This window comes from Paenibacillus nitricinens, assembly GCF_052056485.1.
Classification (GTDB): domain Bacteria; phylum Bacillota; class Bacilli; order Paenibacillales; family Paenibacillaceae; genus Paenibacillus_AQ; species Paenibacillus_AQ nitricinens.
The window spans coordinates 1,684,747-1,702,237 of record NZ_CP183948.1; the positions used below are offsets into that span (position 1 = coordinate 1,684,747).

12 protein-coding genes are annotated in these 17,491 nt (G+C 46.5%); 10 read left to right on the plus strand and 2 right to left on the minus strand.

Going from position 1 to position 17,491, the window contains the following annotated elements; genetic code table 11:
• Window positions 1-2: 2 nt before the first annotated feature.
• Window positions 3-830, minus strand: coding sequence for a helix-turn-helix domain-containing protein (locus ACN6KS_RS07545; protein WP_440961712.1), 828 nt, complete (start codon window positions 828-830; stop codon window positions 3-5).
• Window positions 831-976: 146 nt separating this feature from the next.
• Between ACN6KS_RS07545 and ACN6KS_RS07550 the strand changes: the two genes are divergently transcribed.
• Window positions 977-2,263 carry a Gfo/Idh/MocA family protein gene (locus tag ACN6KS_RS07550; RefSeq protein WP_440961713.1) on the plus strand — a complete coding sequence of 429 codons (1,287 nt, stop codon included), beginning with the start codon at window positions 977-979 and terminating at the stop codon, window positions 2,261-2,263.
• Window positions 2,264-2,563: 300 nt separating this feature from the next.
• Here the strand turns inward: ACN6KS_RS07550 and ACN6KS_RS07555 are convergent, their stop codons facing one another.
• Complete coding sequence (locus tag ACN6KS_RS07555; RefSeq protein WP_440961714.1) at window positions 2,564-3,826, minus strand: TraB/GumN family protein; 1,263 nt, start codon at window positions 3,824-3,826, stop codon at window positions 2,564-2,566.
• Between the two features lie 258 nt (window positions 3,827-4,084).
• Between ACN6KS_RS07555 and ACN6KS_RS07560 the strand changes: the two genes are divergently transcribed.
• From ACN6KS_RS07560 to ACN6KS_RS07600, 9 genes are all read left to right on the plus strand, one after another.
• Window positions 4,085-5,206, plus strand: a complete 1,122-nt coding sequence (locus ACN6KS_RS07560; protein WP_440961715.1) for a glycoside hydrolase family 88 protein — start codon at window positions 4,085-4,087, stop codon at window positions 5,204-5,206.
• A complete protein-coding gene (locus ACN6KS_RS07565; RefSeq protein WP_341134090.1) occupies window positions 5,196-7,358 on the plus strand; it encodes an alginate lyase family protein in 2,163 nt (720 codons plus the stop codon). The genes ACN6KS_RS07560 and ACN6KS_RS07565 overlap by 11 nt, the downstream gene beginning before the upstream one ends.
• 67 nt (window positions 7,359-7,425) lie before the next feature.
• Window positions 7,426-9,147, plus strand: a complete 1,722-nt coding sequence (locus tag ACN6KS_RS07570; RefSeq protein WP_094871600.1) for a sensor histidine kinase — start codon at window positions 7,426-7,428, stop codon at window positions 9,145-9,147.
• On the plus strand, window positions 9,147-10,730 hold the full coding sequence (locus ACN6KS_RS07575) for a response regulator transcription factor (protein WP_440961716.1): 1,584 nt from the start codon (window positions 9,147-9,149) through the stop codon (window positions 10,728-10,730). Before ACN6KS_RS07570 ends, ACN6KS_RS07575 begins: the two co-directional genes overlap by 1 nt.
• A 170-nt stretch (window positions 10,731-10,900) precedes the next feature.
• Window positions 10,901-11,830: a carbohydrate ABC transporter permease gene (locus ACN6KS_RS07580; RefSeq protein ID WP_042125419.1), complete on the plus strand. Its 930-nt coding sequence runs from the start codon at window positions 10,901-10,903 to the stop codon at window positions 11,828-11,830.
• A 16-nt stretch (window positions 11,831-11,846) separates the two neighbouring features.
• Complete coding sequence (locus ACN6KS_RS07585; RefSeq protein WP_042186014.1) at window positions 11,847-12,683, plus strand: carbohydrate ABC transporter permease; 837 nt, start codon at window positions 11,847-11,849, stop codon at window positions 12,681-12,683.
• A 144-nt stretch (window positions 12,684-12,827) separates the two neighbouring features.
• On the plus strand, window positions 12,828-14,225 hold the full coding sequence (locus ACN6KS_RS07590) for an ABC transporter substrate-binding protein (protein WP_341134091.1): 1,398 nt from the start codon (window positions 12,828-12,830) through the stop codon (window positions 14,223-14,225).
• Window positions 14,226-14,341: 116 nt separating this feature from the next.
• Entirely contained in the window at window positions 14,342-15,616 is a 1,275-nt protein-coding gene (locus ACN6KS_RS07595) for an alpha-L-fucosidase (RefSeq protein WP_440961717.1), read from the plus strand.
• 25 nt (window positions 15,617-15,641) lie between these two features.
• The gene (locus tag ACN6KS_RS07600; protein WP_440961718.1) at window positions 15,642-17,468 is read left to right on the plus strand and encodes a glycoside hydrolase family 35 protein; all 1,827 of its coding nucleotides are present in this window, start codon (window positions 15,642-15,644) and stop codon (window positions 17,466-17,468) included.
• Window positions 17,469-17,491 lie beyond the last annotated feature (23 nt).

Consider the following 17,491-nt stretch of genomic DNA (forward strand, 5'->3'; position numbering starts at 1 on the left):
GGTCAGCGATTCTGCTTACGGTATTGCAGAGGTGAGCATTTTGCGATTTGCTTAAACACCCGCCCAAAGTGAGCAATGCTGTCAAAGCCTGTATTTTCGGCAATGGTCATGACTTTAGCGTTGGTACTCTGCAAGAGTCGCTGAGCTTCCTTGATTCGAATGTAGTTTAGATATTCAACAATGGTGAAGCCAGTGGTCTGTTTGAATAAACGGCAAAGATAGGTACTGCTGATGAAAAAAGTGTCGGATAGCTGCTCTAATGTAAGCTTTTCAACATAATGTGCCTGTAAATAATCGATAATTTCGTAGACTTTAAGCTGCTTCTCACTGCTCTCAGGAGCGATGGGCTCGCGGCTTATTTCTTGTACTCTGTTCATTTCAATAAATAACTGGATGAGCAGTGTCTGAAGATAGGGGACTTGCTGTGATCGATGTTCTTCTTGTTCTTTAAGCATGGAGAAGAGGATAGATTCGATGGCTCCTTGTTCATGTACTCCGGGACGCAGAAGTAAGCTTTGTGTAGTTAAAAAAGGAATACTTAGGTCGTAGTTCGCCAACGTTTTTTGCAGAAAGACCTCCTCAAAGTTAATCAATATTCGTTCATGGCGCGCTGAGCCCTTAGAAGTGGTGCGATGGAGTTCATTTTTGTTAATAAATATTAAATCACCTTTGCGTAAGGTATAAATCAGATTATTGATATAATAGCTGCGCTCACCTGCGAGTAAATAATAAATCTCATATGTTTCGTGATAATGGTCGGAATCCATGCTGAATGGACCGGCTCTTTTGATTTGCTCAATGAAAAATGGAGGTTCAAGCACCTGTTCCATTCTATATCCCCCCCTTTCAGATAATGAAGCTAATATATGCAAAGTTTTCGTTATTTCTACTAATAATCGCTTAGATTTGGATGTATTTTATACTATAAACTATAAGAAGAAACGGCATCTAAATCAATAGCGATGGAGTGATCCTTGTGTCGAAGAAGAAATATGTATTCGTAGGTACTGGTGGCCGAGCGGAGTTCTTCTATGGTGAGATAACTACGAATTATCGTGAAACTTCAGAAATTGTAGGCTTTTGCGATGTGAATGGGACAAGAATGGATTATGCGAATCGATTACTGAAAGGGAAATATCATTATCATGCGGTTCCTACTTATAAAGCTCATGAGTTTGATCGTATGGTTGAAGAGACCAAGCCGGATGTGGTTATCGTTACGAGTATTGACCGCACACATCACCATTATATTATCCGGGCGATGGAGCTTGGCTGTGATGTGATTTCGGAGAAACCAATGACGGTGGATGAAGAGAAATGTCAGGAAATTCTTGAAGCGGTTGAGCGGACGGGGAAAAAACTGCGTGTTACGTTCAATTACCGCTACGCCCCGCATAATACCAAAATCCGTGAATTGATCATGGATGGGGAGATTGGAGAAGTGTTATCCGTCAATTTTGAGTGGCTGCTAAATACGCAGCATGGGGCGGATTACTTCCGCAGATGGCATCGGGATAAACGGAACAGCGGAGGGTTGTTAGTTCATAAATCAACACATCATTTCGATTTGATGAATTTCTGGTTGGGCTCTCGTCCGGATACGATCTATGCCATGGGAGATTTAAGGTTCTATGGCAGAGAGAACGCGGAGAAGCGCGGGGTGACGGAGTTTTATCAGCGTGCCCATGGGAGTAGTGCAGCGGAAAATGATCCCTTTGCGCTTCATCTAAAAGACAACGAGCAGCTTAAGCAGATGTATCTGGATGCCGAGCATGAAGATGGGTACCTGCGAGATCAAAGTGTATTCGGTGATAATATCAGCATTGAGGATACGATGGCAGTCATGGTCAAATACAAAAACAAGACGATTATGAACTATTCACTTAATGCTTATTTGCCTTGGGAGGGCTTCATTGTAGTATTTAACGGGACGAAGGGGCGGATGGAAGTTAAGGTTGTTGAACAGTCCTATGTAAACGCCGGGGGGAAGAAAGAAGATGAAGGGGCACTAAAGGACAAGCAGATCACTGTATTCCCTCATTTTGCGCCGCCTTATGAAGTGGAAATTGAAGAAGGCGTTGGGGGACATGGGGGTGGAGATCCGGTCATGCTTCGTGATATTTTTGAACGACCTGTGGAGGATCGGTTTAATCGTGCAGCTTCCCATGTGGATGGGGCGTTGTCTATTATGACCGGGATTGCGGCTAATCGTTCGATCGCTACTGGACTGCCGGTGAAGGTGGATCAGTTAATCAAATGGTAGAAGGAAAAAGCTCAAAACCAAAATTAGTAGTAGCCTGTTTGTGAACAAACCGCTGTGGAGTGGAGGGTTCTTACGATCGCTGTTAAAGCCCAATTTCTGGATAGTAGAAAGATTAGTAGTTGAAATTGGTCTTTAAAGGCGAACACTGGCGTTTCTCCAGAATCCCTCCACCCCTCCGCTCTGTCTTCACGTCAATTTACTACTATTTTTAGATTGAGCTAAAAAAGTAAAAATAAAAGGCTGCCTCTAAAGTCATCGTAGATGACTAAGAGACAGCCTTATTTATTTTAGCTATAGAAATTATTGTTTGACGACGTTGAAGCCGTCTTTTTGCAATTGAGTCACAATGCCATCATCACCCAGCATGTGTAGTGCACCAACAATGACAAGATAAGTCGCTTTTTTATCACTATTCAAATATTCTTTTACATGCTTCACCATGTTGGCATTCCGATCCGAAACGAGACCTTTATAGTATTCTGGCTCCTTAGCGACCGCTTGTGTCATAGCTACGAGTGATTGTTCATCCCCCTGCATCCACATTTGGGATAATGCATCCAACGAAGCCGATGCTGCAGCATTGTCCGTTTGCTTGAGGCTATCGAGTGTATCGAGGAGAAGCTTTTCTTGCAATCCATCTGAGAATTGATTAAACATATTCAGCTGCAATTGCATATTTTCCAATTCAATGATAGGTTTATTCAGTTTGCCTGCCTTCTGTGTGAAATATAGGTCGATCCCCGTATCCGGTGTATAATCTGTTGTTTGCATTTGTAGGCTTGAGATACCTTGAGTAACGACCCATGGCTTATAGGAATCGAATGCATTTCCTGCAAGACCATTCGCTTTCAGAACCGCAACAACTTTGTTATAGGTATCAGCAGATACGTGATCCTTGAGTTTGGTCCCATCTGTATAAGAACCTTTCTCCGCAAGGAACTTTTGCATCTCCGTTTGATCAACCTTTGTTAAGTCAACTTCAACCCCGAGATATTGAGATGCTTCAAAAGCAGCTTCAATTTCCGGGCGTAGCGGGTACATTTTGTCGTTAGCTACATGGATAGAGCCAAGTAGATAGACGGTATTACCGTTGTTCTCCACTTTCCATAAGAATCCGTTGCTACCAGCAGCCTCGTTATTAGCTACAAAGGTGATGGTGCGCTGCGCCGCACTCCATTCTACCTTATAGCCGATCGTTTCACCGATAAAGCGGACAGGAACATAGGTGACATTGTTGATGGTTTTAGGAGCCACCTCTAGTTTTTTCTTCTCCCCGTTTACCGTTGCTGTGGTGCTGCCGATAGTCAGTGAAAGGGCCAGTCCATTTTTGGTCCCCGTTACGGTTTGGGTCTTTTTATTCCAATTCATATTTACATTTAGCTTCTCTAGGAGTGGACGCATAGGAACCAAGGTCGTTCCTTTTTCAACAATTGGGTTAGAATTGCCTAACTTTACTTCTGTTCCATCAATCCACACACCGACAGGCTTTTCAGCCGCATGGGCAGTGGTAAAGACAGACATAACCATGAAAATGGATAAAAATAATGCACCTAGCTTTTTCATTAATAGGACACTCCGTTTCTAAAAAGAATGAAAGTTGTAAGTCACTTTTTGATTTTAACGTATTTTTCCATAAATAGTTATACGTTTTGTTACTATATTGATTTGATGCCTAGGATTGGAAAGCGAACCTGTATCACTTTACTTCGTACAAAAGTCAAAATAATGCACATCAAAGCAAAAATCGCCCCTATTAGATCCTGTTCACTCTCCTTATCATGAAACATAAGAAACGAAGAGCCCGAAGGGAGCAAGGAGCTTATGTGGAGCAGTGCGATTGAAGATGCAATAGAGAAGGTACGTAAGAACATTGACCGATTTGGGGGCAGATTCCCTCATGTCAGCATCAATGGAACTTACCAGCTTAATAACAACGATGATTGGACCAATGGATTCTGGAGCGGCATGTTGTGGTTGTGCTATGAATATACGCAGGATGACAGCTTTCGTATTGCGGCATCTCATACCGTAGAGGATTTCCGGCGCCGTTTCTCGGAAAAGACGGTGCTTGATCATCACGACATCGGTTTTTTGTATTCATTATCCTCCAAGGCCCAGTGGATGATTGATAAAGACGAATCCGCACGTCAGTTGACACTGCAAGCGGCAGATTTACTACTGAAGCGCTGGCGGACAGGCGGCGGTTATATTCAGGCTTGGGGACCTGTGGGAGATGCCAAGGAAGGTGGACGCATCATTATTGATTGTCTGTTGAATCTACCTCTTTTGTACTGGGCGGAACAACAAACTGGTGATTCACTATACCGTCAGGTGGCGGTCATGCAGGCGGATAAAACGAAACGTTATCTGGTGCGGGGAGATGACAGCTCCTACCATACGTTTTTCTTCGACCAGAAGACTGGAGAGCCGATTGGCGGCGCTACACACCAGGGTTATACTAACGGATCAACTTGGACGCGAGGGCAGGCCTGGGGCGTCTACGGTTTTGCATTATCTTATCGCTATACTAAGGATCCGTTGTATTTGGAAACGTCCAAGCGGATGGCCCGTTATTTTTTAGAACATTTACCAGAGGATCATGTCGCTTACTGGGACTTTAATGCTCCAGTGTCTGCGGATACGTACCGGGATAGCTCGGCCTCTGCAATTGTTGCGGCTGGACTGCAGGAACTGCTGGAGCTAATGGAGGAGGAAGATCCCGAACGGGCTTATTTTCATCAAGGATTAATACAGTCGATGACTTCACTTGTGCAGAACTATTCCACGATCGGTGAAGACGCGGAGGGGCTGCTGAAGCACGGCTCTTACCATGTGCGCGGCGGTCTGTCTCCGGATGATTTCATGATCTGGGGAGATTATTTCTACCTCGAAGCGTTGCTGCGGCTGCAAAAAGGCACCAGGGGGTACTGGTATGAACGCTGATGGCCGATCAACCTATCCCTATGCTGTCTTTACGCTACTCGACCTTGAGTTACCTGCTTTAGCGCCCGTGAAGGATGCGCTCAGCCAAGCACGGCAGGAAGATGCGCTAACTGAATTGCATCGTTATTTGACTAGTCGGAGCATGCCGGGCTGGCGGGCAGAGGACAGTCGGAAACAGCAGCATATCGATTATATACAGCGATATTGCGCAGAAGAGCTGGAAGTCGTAATGAAGACGGCGGATGAAGTTATGGAGCAGACGTTTCTTTTTCGGTTTCCCTGGGATATGGAACGCAGCCGCATTCCGGTCACTTTTGAGGAAGAAATTGACTGGCGTTATATTCCCGATAAGGATGTAGAATGGGCTTATATGCTGAATCGCCACCGCTACTGGGTGGCATTAGGACAAGCCTATACGATAACAGGTAATGAGGAGTATGCGAGAACATTTTGTTGTCAGCTTGAAGATTGGATGGACCGTAATCCTGTTCCAGACATGCCTACGAATGATACGTTGACTTGGCGCACCATTGAAGCGGGTCTTCGATGTGCGAACTGGATCAAAGCGCTGTCCTGTATACAGGATAGCCCGCTGCTTACACCGACGCTTCTGGCGAAAGTGATGATATCCCTTCATGAACACAGCGAATATTTGTCTTTATCGTTTACGGGCTGGAAGAATATCAGCAATTGGGGAGTTCTGGAGACTTGTGGCTTATTCCAAACCGCGCTCTACTTCCCTGAGTTCACAAGGGCTAAGATTTGGCGACGGCTCGGTGAGGAGAGATTGGGGGAAACGGCTAGAATCCAGGTCATGGCAGACGGTATCCATTGGGAGCAATCGCCCACCTATCATCATGAGGTTCTGGTATGTTTTCTCGACTGCATCCGCTTGGCTCGCATGAATGGACTGGAGCTACAGGCTGAACTTCAGCAAAAAGTTCAAAAAATGGCCGCCGCTTCCTTGTATTGGGCCAAACCGAATCATCGGCAGCCGATGCTCGGGGATAGCGATGATAGCGATGTCCGTTCGATATTGACTTATGCAGGTTGGTTGTTTCAAGATTCTGTGCTCCGCTTTGGCGGATACGATCATATGGATTATGACAATGCCTGGTTGTTCGGAACGAGTGGAGTTGAAGGCTACGAGCAGCTGATTGCGGAGGAACCGCCTTACTTGTCGCGCTCTTTCGCACATTCCGGTCATTATGTGATGCGAACGGGTTGGGACGAGCAGGACTTGTATCTATATTTCCACTGCGGGCCGCTTGGGGGTGGACATGGTCACGCGGATTTGCTACATTTCGATCTGCATGCCTTTGGGCGGGATATGCTTACCGATCTGGGCAGATACAACTATAGTGATCACACACCACTCAGAAAAGCGTTAAAAGAAAGCGCTGCCCATAATACGACTACTGTTGACGGAATTGGATTCACTGAAATCACGGATACATGGTCCTTCTCCCAAATTGCGAAGCCGACAGGCAGCAAATGGATCAGCAATCCGGATTTTGATTATGTTGAAGGCAGCCATGATGGCTACCTTCATTTGGATGATCCGGTACACCTGCTAAGGAGGATCATATTCATCAAGCCTTATTACTGGCTTCTGGTCGACAGCTTTAGCTGCCGTCAGGAGCATACGTTTTCCCAGCATTTTCATTTTGCACCCGGAGCGGTTCAGATGGAAGACGAGACATTCATTTGCCGTACAACAAAAGATAGGGAAGCCAATCTTAGCATCATTCCCGTTAATGTTAAAGGACTTCAGGGCAAGATTGATGACGGGGTAATCTCCCGCGAATACAATCTGCTGGAACCCAATCAGCATGCCGTTTATTCCCGAACGGGAAAAGGAACGGTATCGATGATGCAGATGCTGTACCCGCAGCCTTCCGGTGAGCCATTCTGTCCACAGGTTGAACAGGTGCCGATTTACCGCCATACGGGTGAACCTGTGGATGCTGTACAGGCGGAGGCATGCCGCATCAGCTTCCCTGAAAGGAATGAGGAGCATATTATCGTGATCAGCCATAAGCTTCCATCCAGTCACTTGGATTCCTATGTAGTAGAAGATATACAAATATTTGGTGAAGTAGTGCTTATTGTTTTCGCAAACGGTCGAAAGAAAGTCACGGTAATCAGATAATGCATGTATACTGGATAACGGGCTGATAGAATAAAAGAAAAGAGCATGAGAGAGGCGCGGAGAAAACATGTTCAAATTCACTTACTATAGACGTATCCAGGCATCATTTCTTTTGCTGATTTTTATCCCGCTGATTGCAGTATCGATCATCTCCTTTGTGCTTATTCGGGATACGATGGTAGAAAAGCTACAGCTCAGCAACGATAACTTCCTGAACGTTATGATTGACGAACTAAACAAGACCATTGATGATGTGACATTTGCATCGCATTTTATTGTAAACGATACCAATTTTCGCGCCAATCTGAAGGTCTTTGCAGATACCGGGCGACTGAACACCTATCAGGATTACGTACATTTTACGCAAATTCAGGATGTGTTTTCGCTCATCAACTCTAAGCCGCTAAATAATAACATTCGTATGTATTTGGTTAACCGGAAACACTTTGTGATCTCCTCTGGGACTGAGAATTTATCCGTGATTAATGCCAACATGGACAAGCTGATGGGACGTGTCAATATTCACGAACCGGAGACCTTGCAGTGGCTTGGGATGGCCGACAGCGGTTCCGGTAAAAGCAGCAGCTACTATATTGCCAGAGTAATCTATGATAGCCGGGAGAAACAGCAGGTGTCCGTGCTTCTCATCTCGATTCCTGATGCCTATTTCAATAAATTGCTCGGACCGGTTGAGTTTGGCAAGCTGGCGTTGTTTGATTCCAGAGGAGGTCTGATCGCCGGGAACTCTGAGCTAGCCCCAGAAGGCAAGGCAGATAGAGGGAGCGTGCGTACGGCCAGAGCCATCGACAAATCCAATTGGGAGCTGGTCTATGAAGCTTCAGAGAAAGAATGGTCGGGCCAGATTTCGCGAACTTTTTATAGTGGTATTGGTTTAGTGCTTCTCTTGTTTATTGTTTTTTCCGCCACTTCCATGCTGATTGCCAAAAGATTGCATAGTCCGATCATGAAGCTGCAGCGCGTTGTGCGCCAGTTCGGAATGGGGAATCTTGATGTCAGGCTGGAGGTCAAGGGCAAGGATGAAATCGCTGAGCTGGGGCAGACATTGAATACTATGCTGGATCAACTGCAAGGATTGATTCACGACATCGAGCTGGAGCAAGAACAGAAGCGAGTGATGGAACTTGAGGCCCTGTTTATGCAGATTCGTCCCCACTTTTTGATCAACACGTTGAATTCGATCAAATGTAGTCTTATTTTGGCTAAAGATAAGCTGCACAGCGGGATCATTGATTCGCTAATGAGTCTTCTCCGTGCCTATTTGAAGGTCAATGAACCGGCTACCTTACGGGAAGAATGCAGACTGCTTGGCCATTATATCGACATCATGAAGATCCGCAACGAAATCCCTCTTGAACTGGAGGTCGATCTGGAAGCGGATACAGAGAAGCTCATCGTTCCTAAACTTATTCTGCAGCCTCTCGTAGAGAATGCGATCGTTCACGGTCTAGTTGACCACCCGGCACCGCGTATTGTCGTACGTGCCCGAACGATTACTGATGGGATTATGATTGAAGTCGAAGACAATGGCTGCGGAGCAGGGGCAGAAATTCTGGCAGGACTGAACCGCAGATTGCTCTACAAGGACGATGAACAGGATGGAGCTTATCAAAGGGTCGGTTTAATTAACGTGGTCCAAAGACTGAGGCTGACCTATGGTCAGGATACCCGCTTGTCGCTTCATAATTTGCCGCAAGGTGGGGTGTCCGTTTCTCTGTATTTGCCGCAAGGCAATCATCAGGTTAATCTGCCCGAGAGAGAGGGATATTGATGTATAAAGTGATGCTCATAGATGATGATGTTCCTATGCTCAAAGTGCTTCAGCAGATGATTGACTGGGAAGCACATAGCTTGCAGATTGTCGGCAGCACCTATTCCAGTGCCAAGGCGTTATTAATGTTTGAGGAAGTGCAGCCCGACATCGTGATCACGGATATAGGCTTGCCGCAAAAGAACGGGATTGAACTGGCCGATTACTTTACCCGGATGAAGCCGGAGGTCAGAATTATTTTCCTGACCTGTCATGAGGATTTCCATTATGCTCAGCAAGCGGTAAAGCTGAAGGTGGATGACTATTTAATCAAGGACCAGCTTACAGACGAGCAACTGGAGAAAAGCCTTGCCAAGTCTGTACGCTTGCTTAAATCGAAGATCGGGTTAATCAAGCATGGGGAGACGGGTTACAACAGCCAGCTATTCCGGCAGAATCTGCTGCAAAGGGTGATTGGCGGCGCTCCGCCCGAAACCACGTTAGCCTATGCGACGCAAATCGGCATATCCTGGACGTACCCGTGGTTCATGCTGGGCACGGTCAGTATTCACTTTTCCAGTTTCGAGAAGAGGTACAAGCAGAGCGAGTATCCACTTATTTTATATGCCATTTACAATATAGCCTTAGAGCTGTCCGAAGCGTGTGAGGGGATTACGCCTTTTTTGGAGCAGAAGAATATTGTGATTCTGTATAATTACCGTGTGAATCTGGCGCAGAATGCCAGTCTTTATTTTCATGATTATTTACAGCGATTGTGTTCTGAGTGCTCCCATCTCCTTAAGATTCAACCGGGCATCATTGCAGTCACTGAGAAAATAGAGCTACAGGCGATCGGACAGATTCATCGGCAAATTGTCCAGGACAAGTGCGAGTTTTATGCGAGTGCGGATTACACAGTTCTGGATACTCTGCAAATCGCTACTCCTCGCTTCCAGCCTGCTCCTCAAGGATTTCTGGATAGTTATATCCCGCAGATGGAACGGGCCGTGATTAAAAATGATCTTGAAGCCATCCGTGGCACTCTTCAGGAAATCGCTAGGACTGCAAAAGTTATGGCTATCCATCCGGGAGATTTCGTCCGGGATTTATCCTTTATGCTCCGCGGGATCGAGCTGATGTTCACTAGCCTAACATTCGATGAGGATCTGTTCGTCTATCTCGCGCAAACCCGCACACTGGAGGATACGATGGAACTGGTGGAAAGAAAGCTTGTGCAGATTACAGGCAACAAACAGCAGGTGGCGGGAACTCCCCCGCAGGAGCCCAAGCTGCAGCTTATCCAGCAATTTATCGATCAGCATCTTGGCGATAACATCACTTCAATCGATATGGCACGTTATCTCTTTCTGGACCCGAGCTATTTCTCGCGTTATTTCAAACGCATGACAGGTCTGACCTTTACGGACTATGTACATCAGCACAAGATGAAGGTTGCGACCAAAATGCTGAAAATCTCCAGCCAGAACCTGGAATCGCTAGCCGTTGGTCTGGGATATTCGGACAGAACCTATTTTTCAAAAGTGTTTAAAAAATATGTGGGAACAACACCGAGCGAATATAAATCCAAACACTCGGTACGCTGAGAAGATTAATGCCTATCGTTCTGAACAGAGCCGCCGCCCCTCCCGGGCGGTCTTTTTATTGTCGGCGGACAAAGGTCAAAATCTTGCACATCTCGGGTCATAATCACTCCTTCATGCGGAAGGCAGATATATTACTATAATGACAAATCAAATTGTCGAGGTGATACAACGTGGAGGCTGCAAAACAACCTGTGCCAAAAATTCTGCAGGAGAAGCGGAAGTTCTGGACTCCGCAGCGGAAAGAGGCTTTGACCGGGTGGCTGTTTCTAGCTCCGGAAATTGTCGGAATGCTTTTTCTTAATGTATTTGCACTTGGATTCTCACTTTATTTAAGCTTCTCGAAATGGGATCTATTGTCGGGGGTTCAAGGGATCGAGTTTATCGGATTGGATAACTATATCAAAATGTTCCATGATCCGAGCATCATTCAAGCTTTGAAGAACAATGCTATTTATATGATTATGACCGTGCCGATACCGATTGCGATTGCTTTGGTGCTGGCGGCATTGATTCAAAATAGTGTATTTCTTAAAAATTATTTCAAAGTTGCCTTCTTTATCCCTTATATTTCTTCGATTATTGCAATTGCCGCTGTATGGAGCGCATTGTTCCATCCATCCCTTGGACCGATTAATCAGTTCTTGATGGAGCTTGGAATTTCCAGCCCTCCAAAATGGCTGGTGGATCCAAAGACCTCGCTGTTATCGATTGCCATTATCAGTTCTTGGGCGAGTCTGGGTTACACCATTATTATCTATATGGCCGGCTTGACGAATATTTCCGATGAAATCTACGAGGCTGCAGAAATAGACGGAGCCAGCGCACTGAAAAAATTCTTTGCTATCACGGTTCCGATGCTGCGTCCAACCACGTTCTTCTTACTTATAACCATGCTGATCGGCTCGTTTAAGGTGTTCGACATCATCGCCTTTTTGACCGAAGGCGGCCCGAACAATTCTTCTACCGTGCTTGTGTTCAGGATCTATGAGGAAGGGTTCAAATACTACAACATGGGCTATGCTTCTGCAATTTCCTGGCTGCTATTCGCCGTCATAGGCTTGATCACTGCAGCTACTTGGAAAATGAGAAATGAAGAATAAAGGGGGGGAGATTAACATGCAACTGATTAGAAAAAATATGTCCAGAGTGATCACTACCTGCATCATGGGGGCTTTGTCCATTGTATTTCTTATTCCTCTGATCTGGATGATTTCCGCAGCCTTTAAATATGAGAAAGATGTTATGCGCTTCCCGATCCAATGGATTCCCGAGAAGATCAATGTAGCGTATAATTTCAAGATGGTTTGGATGGGACGAGTACCTTTTTCTCATTTCTATTTAAATTCCTTTAAAGTTGCGATTATTACAACCTTAATTACACTTATCATTTCATCTATGTCGGCGTACGCCTTGACCAAAATCAAGTTCAAAGGACGAAATATGGTGTTTCTGGCGCTGCTGTCGTTCATGATTATACCTGACCAGGCCACACTGATTCCGCGCTTTCTGCTGATTCGCTGGTTCGGTCTTTATGATACTCATGCTGCAATCATATTAATGAGTATGTTCTCCATCTACTTCACGTTCCTGCTGCGGCAATTTATGATTGGTGTCAGCGACGAATATATTGAAGCGGCGCGAATTGACGGTGCAGGCCATTTACGGATATTCTGGTCTATCATTATTCCGCTCTGCAAGCCGGTGCTCGCTACGGTGGCGATCATCAAATTTATCTGGACCTGGAATGATTACCAGAATCCGCTGATCTTCTTACTAAATAAGAATTTGTACACTATCCCACTCGGTATGACACTGTTCCGGGACGATTATTCGAACAACTATGCGATTATGATGACGGCAGCGGTGTCTGCGATCATCCCTCTGGTCATTGTGTTCATTGCCTTACAGAAGCAAGTCATTAACGGGATTTCCTTAGGTGGTGTAAAGGGCTGATCAAGCAGCTGCACCAAAAGATGGGGAAAAGTCAAAAATGTAATCCTACAACAGCAAAATTGTGCACTTGGCCTGTATAGCAGGTGCCTATAATAAGAAATGAACAAGGCACTATACTTAAAATTCAGTGCGGGGGGAAATAAAATGAAAACAAAGAGCAAAAAAGGATTATCCGTTGTATTAGGCTCCATGCTAGCAGTTTCCTTAACGCTAAGCGCTTGTGGTAATTCCGGCAATACAGCCGAGAATGGCAGTGCTGACGCAAGTGCAAATGCAGGGAATGCTAAGGCGGGCAAGCAGGTCGCCATCAAGTATTACAACTGGGACAATGAAGCGCAGTCGGCAGGAACCGATGCTATGCTGAAGGAATTTATGGATCAGAACCCGGACATCAAGGTAGAGCATGTGACACTCGTTCCTGGGGATTCCGTAGAAATGCTGAAGAAACTTGACTTCCTGATTTCTTCCGGCGAAGCGATTGACGTTGTGCAGGTACCAAGTCTTGGCGGTGTGCTTGAACGGGCGACTCGGGGAGCGCTTGCCCCGCTGAATGAATTCTATGAGAAGGATAACCTCGTTCCTGAGGATGAATATTATGTAAACGCTAAGGTCGATAGCAAATATTATGGGATGCAATACACTAAGAGCAGCAACTATGTGATGCTGAACAAGGACGCGCTGGATGAAGCGGGGTTGCCTGTCCCTACTTTTGGCTGGACATGGGATGACTACCGCGACTATGCTAAAAAATTGACTAAAGGCGAAGGTGTGGACAAACGTTACGGCACATACTTTCACACTTGGGAGCTATACATGAATGCTCCAGCCCAAACGATGATGAAAGATCCGTTCGTATATGATGATGGAACAACCATTTTCGCGGATCCAACCTATAAATATTTCTTCCAGCTACGTAAAGACATGGAGTCGGTTGATAAGTCTGCAAAATCTTATGCGGATGCTCTTGCTGCAAAGCTCAACTACCGGACTGAATTCTTCAATGAAGAAGCTGCTATGATTCTGGCAGGGAACTGGACGATTGCTGACCCAGGTAATACAGAGCAGTACCCACATGGATTTAAGACAGCCTTTGCTCCGGTTCCGGTACCTCCGGCAGGATCGGAACCGAAAGAATATGAAGGCAAATACTTCACCAGCGGCAACATGCTGGCGATGGGTGCAACTTCGAAGAACAAAGAAGCTTCCTTTAAACTGATGAGATTCATGTCAACGGCTGTTAGTGATAACAGACTGGAATTCTCCGGCTATAAAAAAGCTGACAATGAGGCTCTACTGACTAAATTAGTTGCTGGAAAAGAAGATATGTATGATATGGATTCACTCAAATATACACTCTTCGATAGCGGAATTCAGTTCCTCGACGGTGCGCAGGTGATGACGACGGCGACTTCCGAGTTGACCAAAGTTATCGATGACGGGTTCAGCAGATTTATGCTCGGCAATGAATCAGTGGATAAAGTGCAGCAATGGATGGTTGATGAAGCAACGAAAATCATCAATGAAAAAGGTGTCATCAAATAAATAGGCAATAAGCGAGGTATCCCAAGTTTGGGACGGGGCTTTGGAAGGTCATCAACCGGCTTTCCAAAGCCTTATTTATACATTGGGCTTACACAAATATATGGGAGAGTATAAAAATGATGGAAAGTATTTCTTCAAAGAACAAGTCCGAAGAGCAAGCAGCGTTGCCTTCCAGAGAGCAGATGGCTTGGCAAGACCTGGAGCTGGGGATGTTCTGCCATTTTGGTATCAATACATTTTGCGATCAGGAGTGGGGAGAAGGCGGCGATTCACCTGCCGTTTTTAATCCGCTTGAGCTGGATGCCCGCCAATGGGTTAGTACAGCCAAAGAAGCTGGATTCCGTTATTTTATACTGACGGCTAAGCATCATGACGGCTTCTGCCTGTGGCCGACTGCGACAAGCACCTATTCTGTGGCTTCCAGTCCATGGAAAAAAGGACGCGGCGATATCGTTAAGGAGTGCGCAGAAGCTTGCCGGGAACTTGGGGTCGGCTTTGGCATTTATTTGTCTCCATGGGACAGACATGAGCCATGTTATGCGGATCCGCAAGCGTACGATGATTTCTATGCCCTGCAATTGCAGGAATTACTTACGGGATATGGTCCGCTTACGGAGATTTGGTTCGACGGTGCAGGATCTGAGGGACGCAATTATGATTGGCGGCGGATTATGGAGCTGATTAAGCTCCATCAGCCAAGCGCTATGGTGTTTAATATGGGAGCACCAACGATTCGCTGGGTTGGCAATGAGGAGGGGGTTGCTCCTTATCCATGCTGGAACACTGCGAATACCGCAAGGGGGAGCATGTTCAGTGAAGCTTCGCTAAACTGGCTGCCCGGAACACCGAAGTGGGTGCCTGCGGAATGCGATGTGCCTATCCGTAAAGACCGTTGGTTCTGGCATCCTGAGGAAGAGCATTTGCTGCTGTCCCTAGAACAGCTAATGGACATTTATTATCGTTCGGTTGGGCATGGGGCGACTTTGCTGCTCAATGTGGCGCCTGACAACCGCGGGCTGTTTCCGGAGGCCGATGTGCAGCGTCTGCTGGAATTCGGTAAGGAGATTAAGCATAGATTCGGCGAGGCTCTGGCGGTAACGACAGGCACTGGAGAGCTTATTGAGCTGGAACTGCCTGCGGCTGCTGTGATTGACCATGCCGAGATGATGGAGGACATTGCTTACGGAGAGCGGGTGGAAAGCTATGTACTGGAAGCGTACAGCAATGGGGAGTGGCTGGAGTTAAAGCGCGGTAGCGCGATTGGCCATAAGAAAATTGACGCTTTCCTTCCAGTATATGCAGAAAAAATACGGCTGCGGGTGATGGAAGCTTCCGCAAGTGCCGAGATCAGACGGCTTGCCGTTTATCACTGTGGAGAAACGATAGAATAGATGTTGAAAAAGGAGGTTGTAGAGTATGAGCCTACTCATTTGGAACGATGGACACTATTTGCTGGACGGACAGCCTTACCGGATCGTATCGGGAGCCATTCATTATTTTCGGGTTGTGCCTGAATACTGGAAAGACCGGCTGCTGAAATTGAAAGCCTGCGGATTCAATACCGTGGAGACCTACATCGCCTGGAATATGCATGAACCTAAAGAAGGGGAGTTCGTATTTGATGGCATGGCCGATGTGGTCTCTTTTATTGAACTGGCCGGAGAGCTTGGGCTCCATGTAATTGTCAGACCAAGTCCATTCATCTGTGCGGAATGGGAGTTCGGAGGTCTGCCGGCCTGGCTGCTGGCTTACAGTGAACTTCAGCTTCGCTGTTGTGATCCTCTTTATTTAAGCAAAGTGGACAGGTATTACGATGAGCTGATTCCTCGGCTGGTTCCTCTGCTCTCCACACATGGCGGGCCGATTCTGGCCGTCCAGGTAGAGAATGAATATGGCAGCTATGGCAATGACAGTAGTTACCTGAGATATATGCGTAATGGACTCCTCAGCAGAGGGGTCGATGTGTTGCTCTTTACCTCCGACGGACCAACCGATGAAATGTTGCTCGGCGGAACACTGGAAGATGTGCATGCTACAGTCAATTTTGGCTCCTGTGCAGAGGAATCCTTCCGCAAATACCGGGAATACCGATCTGAAGAGCCGCTGATGGTGATGGAATATTGGAATGGCTGGTTCGATCATTGGATGGAGGATCATCATGTGCGCGATGCTGAAGATGTAGCTGGCGTTCTGGATGATATCCTGACGCACGGCTCCTCACTCAATATGTACATGTTCCACGGAGGGACCAATTTTGGCTTCTTTAATGGGGCGAATCATATCGTCGCCTACGAGCCGACGACTACAAGCTATGATTATGATGCCCCGCTCACGGAATGGGGAGATATGACAGCGAAATTTGAAGCTGTTCGGTCGGTACTGGGCAAACATGGATTTGCACCGACTTGTCCGCTCCCTGAGCCGATTCCGAAGATTTCCTACGGGAAAGTTGCCTTGATGGAAAGAGCGGAACTGACTTCCAATTTGGCAAAGTTATCCGAGCCGGTGAATAGTGTGTGTGTGCAGCCGATGGAAAAGCTAGGACAATCTTATGGTTTTATATTGTACAGCACTTATGTGCAGGGACCACGGTCCAGGCAGAAGCTTTACATCGAGGGCGTGCGTGATCGGGCGCAGGTCTTCCTGGATGGACAGGTACTTGGGGTAATTGAACGCTGGAATCCGCAGCCACTTGAACTTTCCATTCCTGCCGGGGGAGCGCAGCTGGATATTCTCGTCGAGAATATGGGGCGGATCAATTATGGGCCGCTCATTCGTGATCCTAAAGGGATCTTAGATGGGGTTAGAATCGATAACCAGCTTCAATATAACTGGACGATCCGTACACTGCCACTGGAATCTGGATCGCTAGATTTACTTGTGTATAAGGAACATCCGGTGGAGCAGCAGGAAGCTATGACACCTTCGGATCTACCTGGATTTTACCGGGGCAGCTTCGAGGCGGAGGAAATAGGGGATACCTTTCTAAGATTCGATGGATGGAACAAAGGGGTTGCCTGGATTAACGGGTTTAATCTGGGCCGCTACTGGAACGCAGGACCGCAAAGGGCGCTATATATCCCCGGTCCATTGCTGCGCAAAGGTCGTAATGAACTGGTTCTTTTTGAACTGCACGGCTGTGCGGAGACATGCGAAGTTGAGCTTGTGAATTGCCCTGATCTGGGAAAAACTTCGGCCGTCGACGATGCCGTGCTGAATTTTGTACAGGAAGATAATGTGTAGATATTTTTAGCTTTAAACAATTC

Coding starts and splice junctions, on each gene's coding strand:
- ACN6KS_RS07545 (WP_440961712.1), bottom strand. CDS start 830: ATGGAACAGGTGCTTGAACCTCCATTTTTCATTGAGCAAATCAAAAGA.
- ACN6KS_RS07560 (WP_440961715.1), top strand. CDS start 4,085: ATGTGGAGCAGTGCGATTGAAGATGCAATAGAGAAGGTACGTAAGAAC.
- ACN6KS_RS07570 (WP_094871600.1), top strand. CDS start 7,426: ATGTTCAAATTCACTTACTATAGACGTATCCAGGCATCATTTCTTTTG.
- ACN6KS_RS07595 (WP_440961717.1), top strand. CDS start 14,342: ATGATGGAAAGTATTTCTTCAAAGAACAAGTCCGAAGAGCAAGCAGCG.
- ACN6KS_RS07565 (WP_341134090.1), top strand. CDS start 5,196: ATGAACGCTGATGGCCGATCAACCTATCCCTATGCTGTCTTTACGCTA.
- ACN6KS_RS07575 (WP_440961716.1), top strand. CDS start 9,147: ATGTATAAAGTGATGCTCATAGATGATGATGTTCCTATGCTCAAAGTG.
- ACN6KS_RS07585 (WP_042186014.1), top strand. CDS start 11,847: ATGCAACTGATTAGAAAAAATATGTCCAGAGTGATCACTACCTGCATC.
- ACN6KS_RS07555 (WP_440961714.1), bottom strand. CDS start 3,826: ATGAAAAAGCTAGGTGCATTATTTTTATCCATTTTCATGGTTATGTCT.
- ACN6KS_RS07600 (WP_440961718.1), top strand. CDS start 15,642: ATGAGCCTACTCATTTGGAACGATGGACACTATTTGCTGGACGGACAG.
- ACN6KS_RS07590 (WP_341134091.1), top strand. CDS start 12,828: ATGAAAACAAAGAGCAAAAAAGGATTATCCGTTGTATTAGGCTCCATG.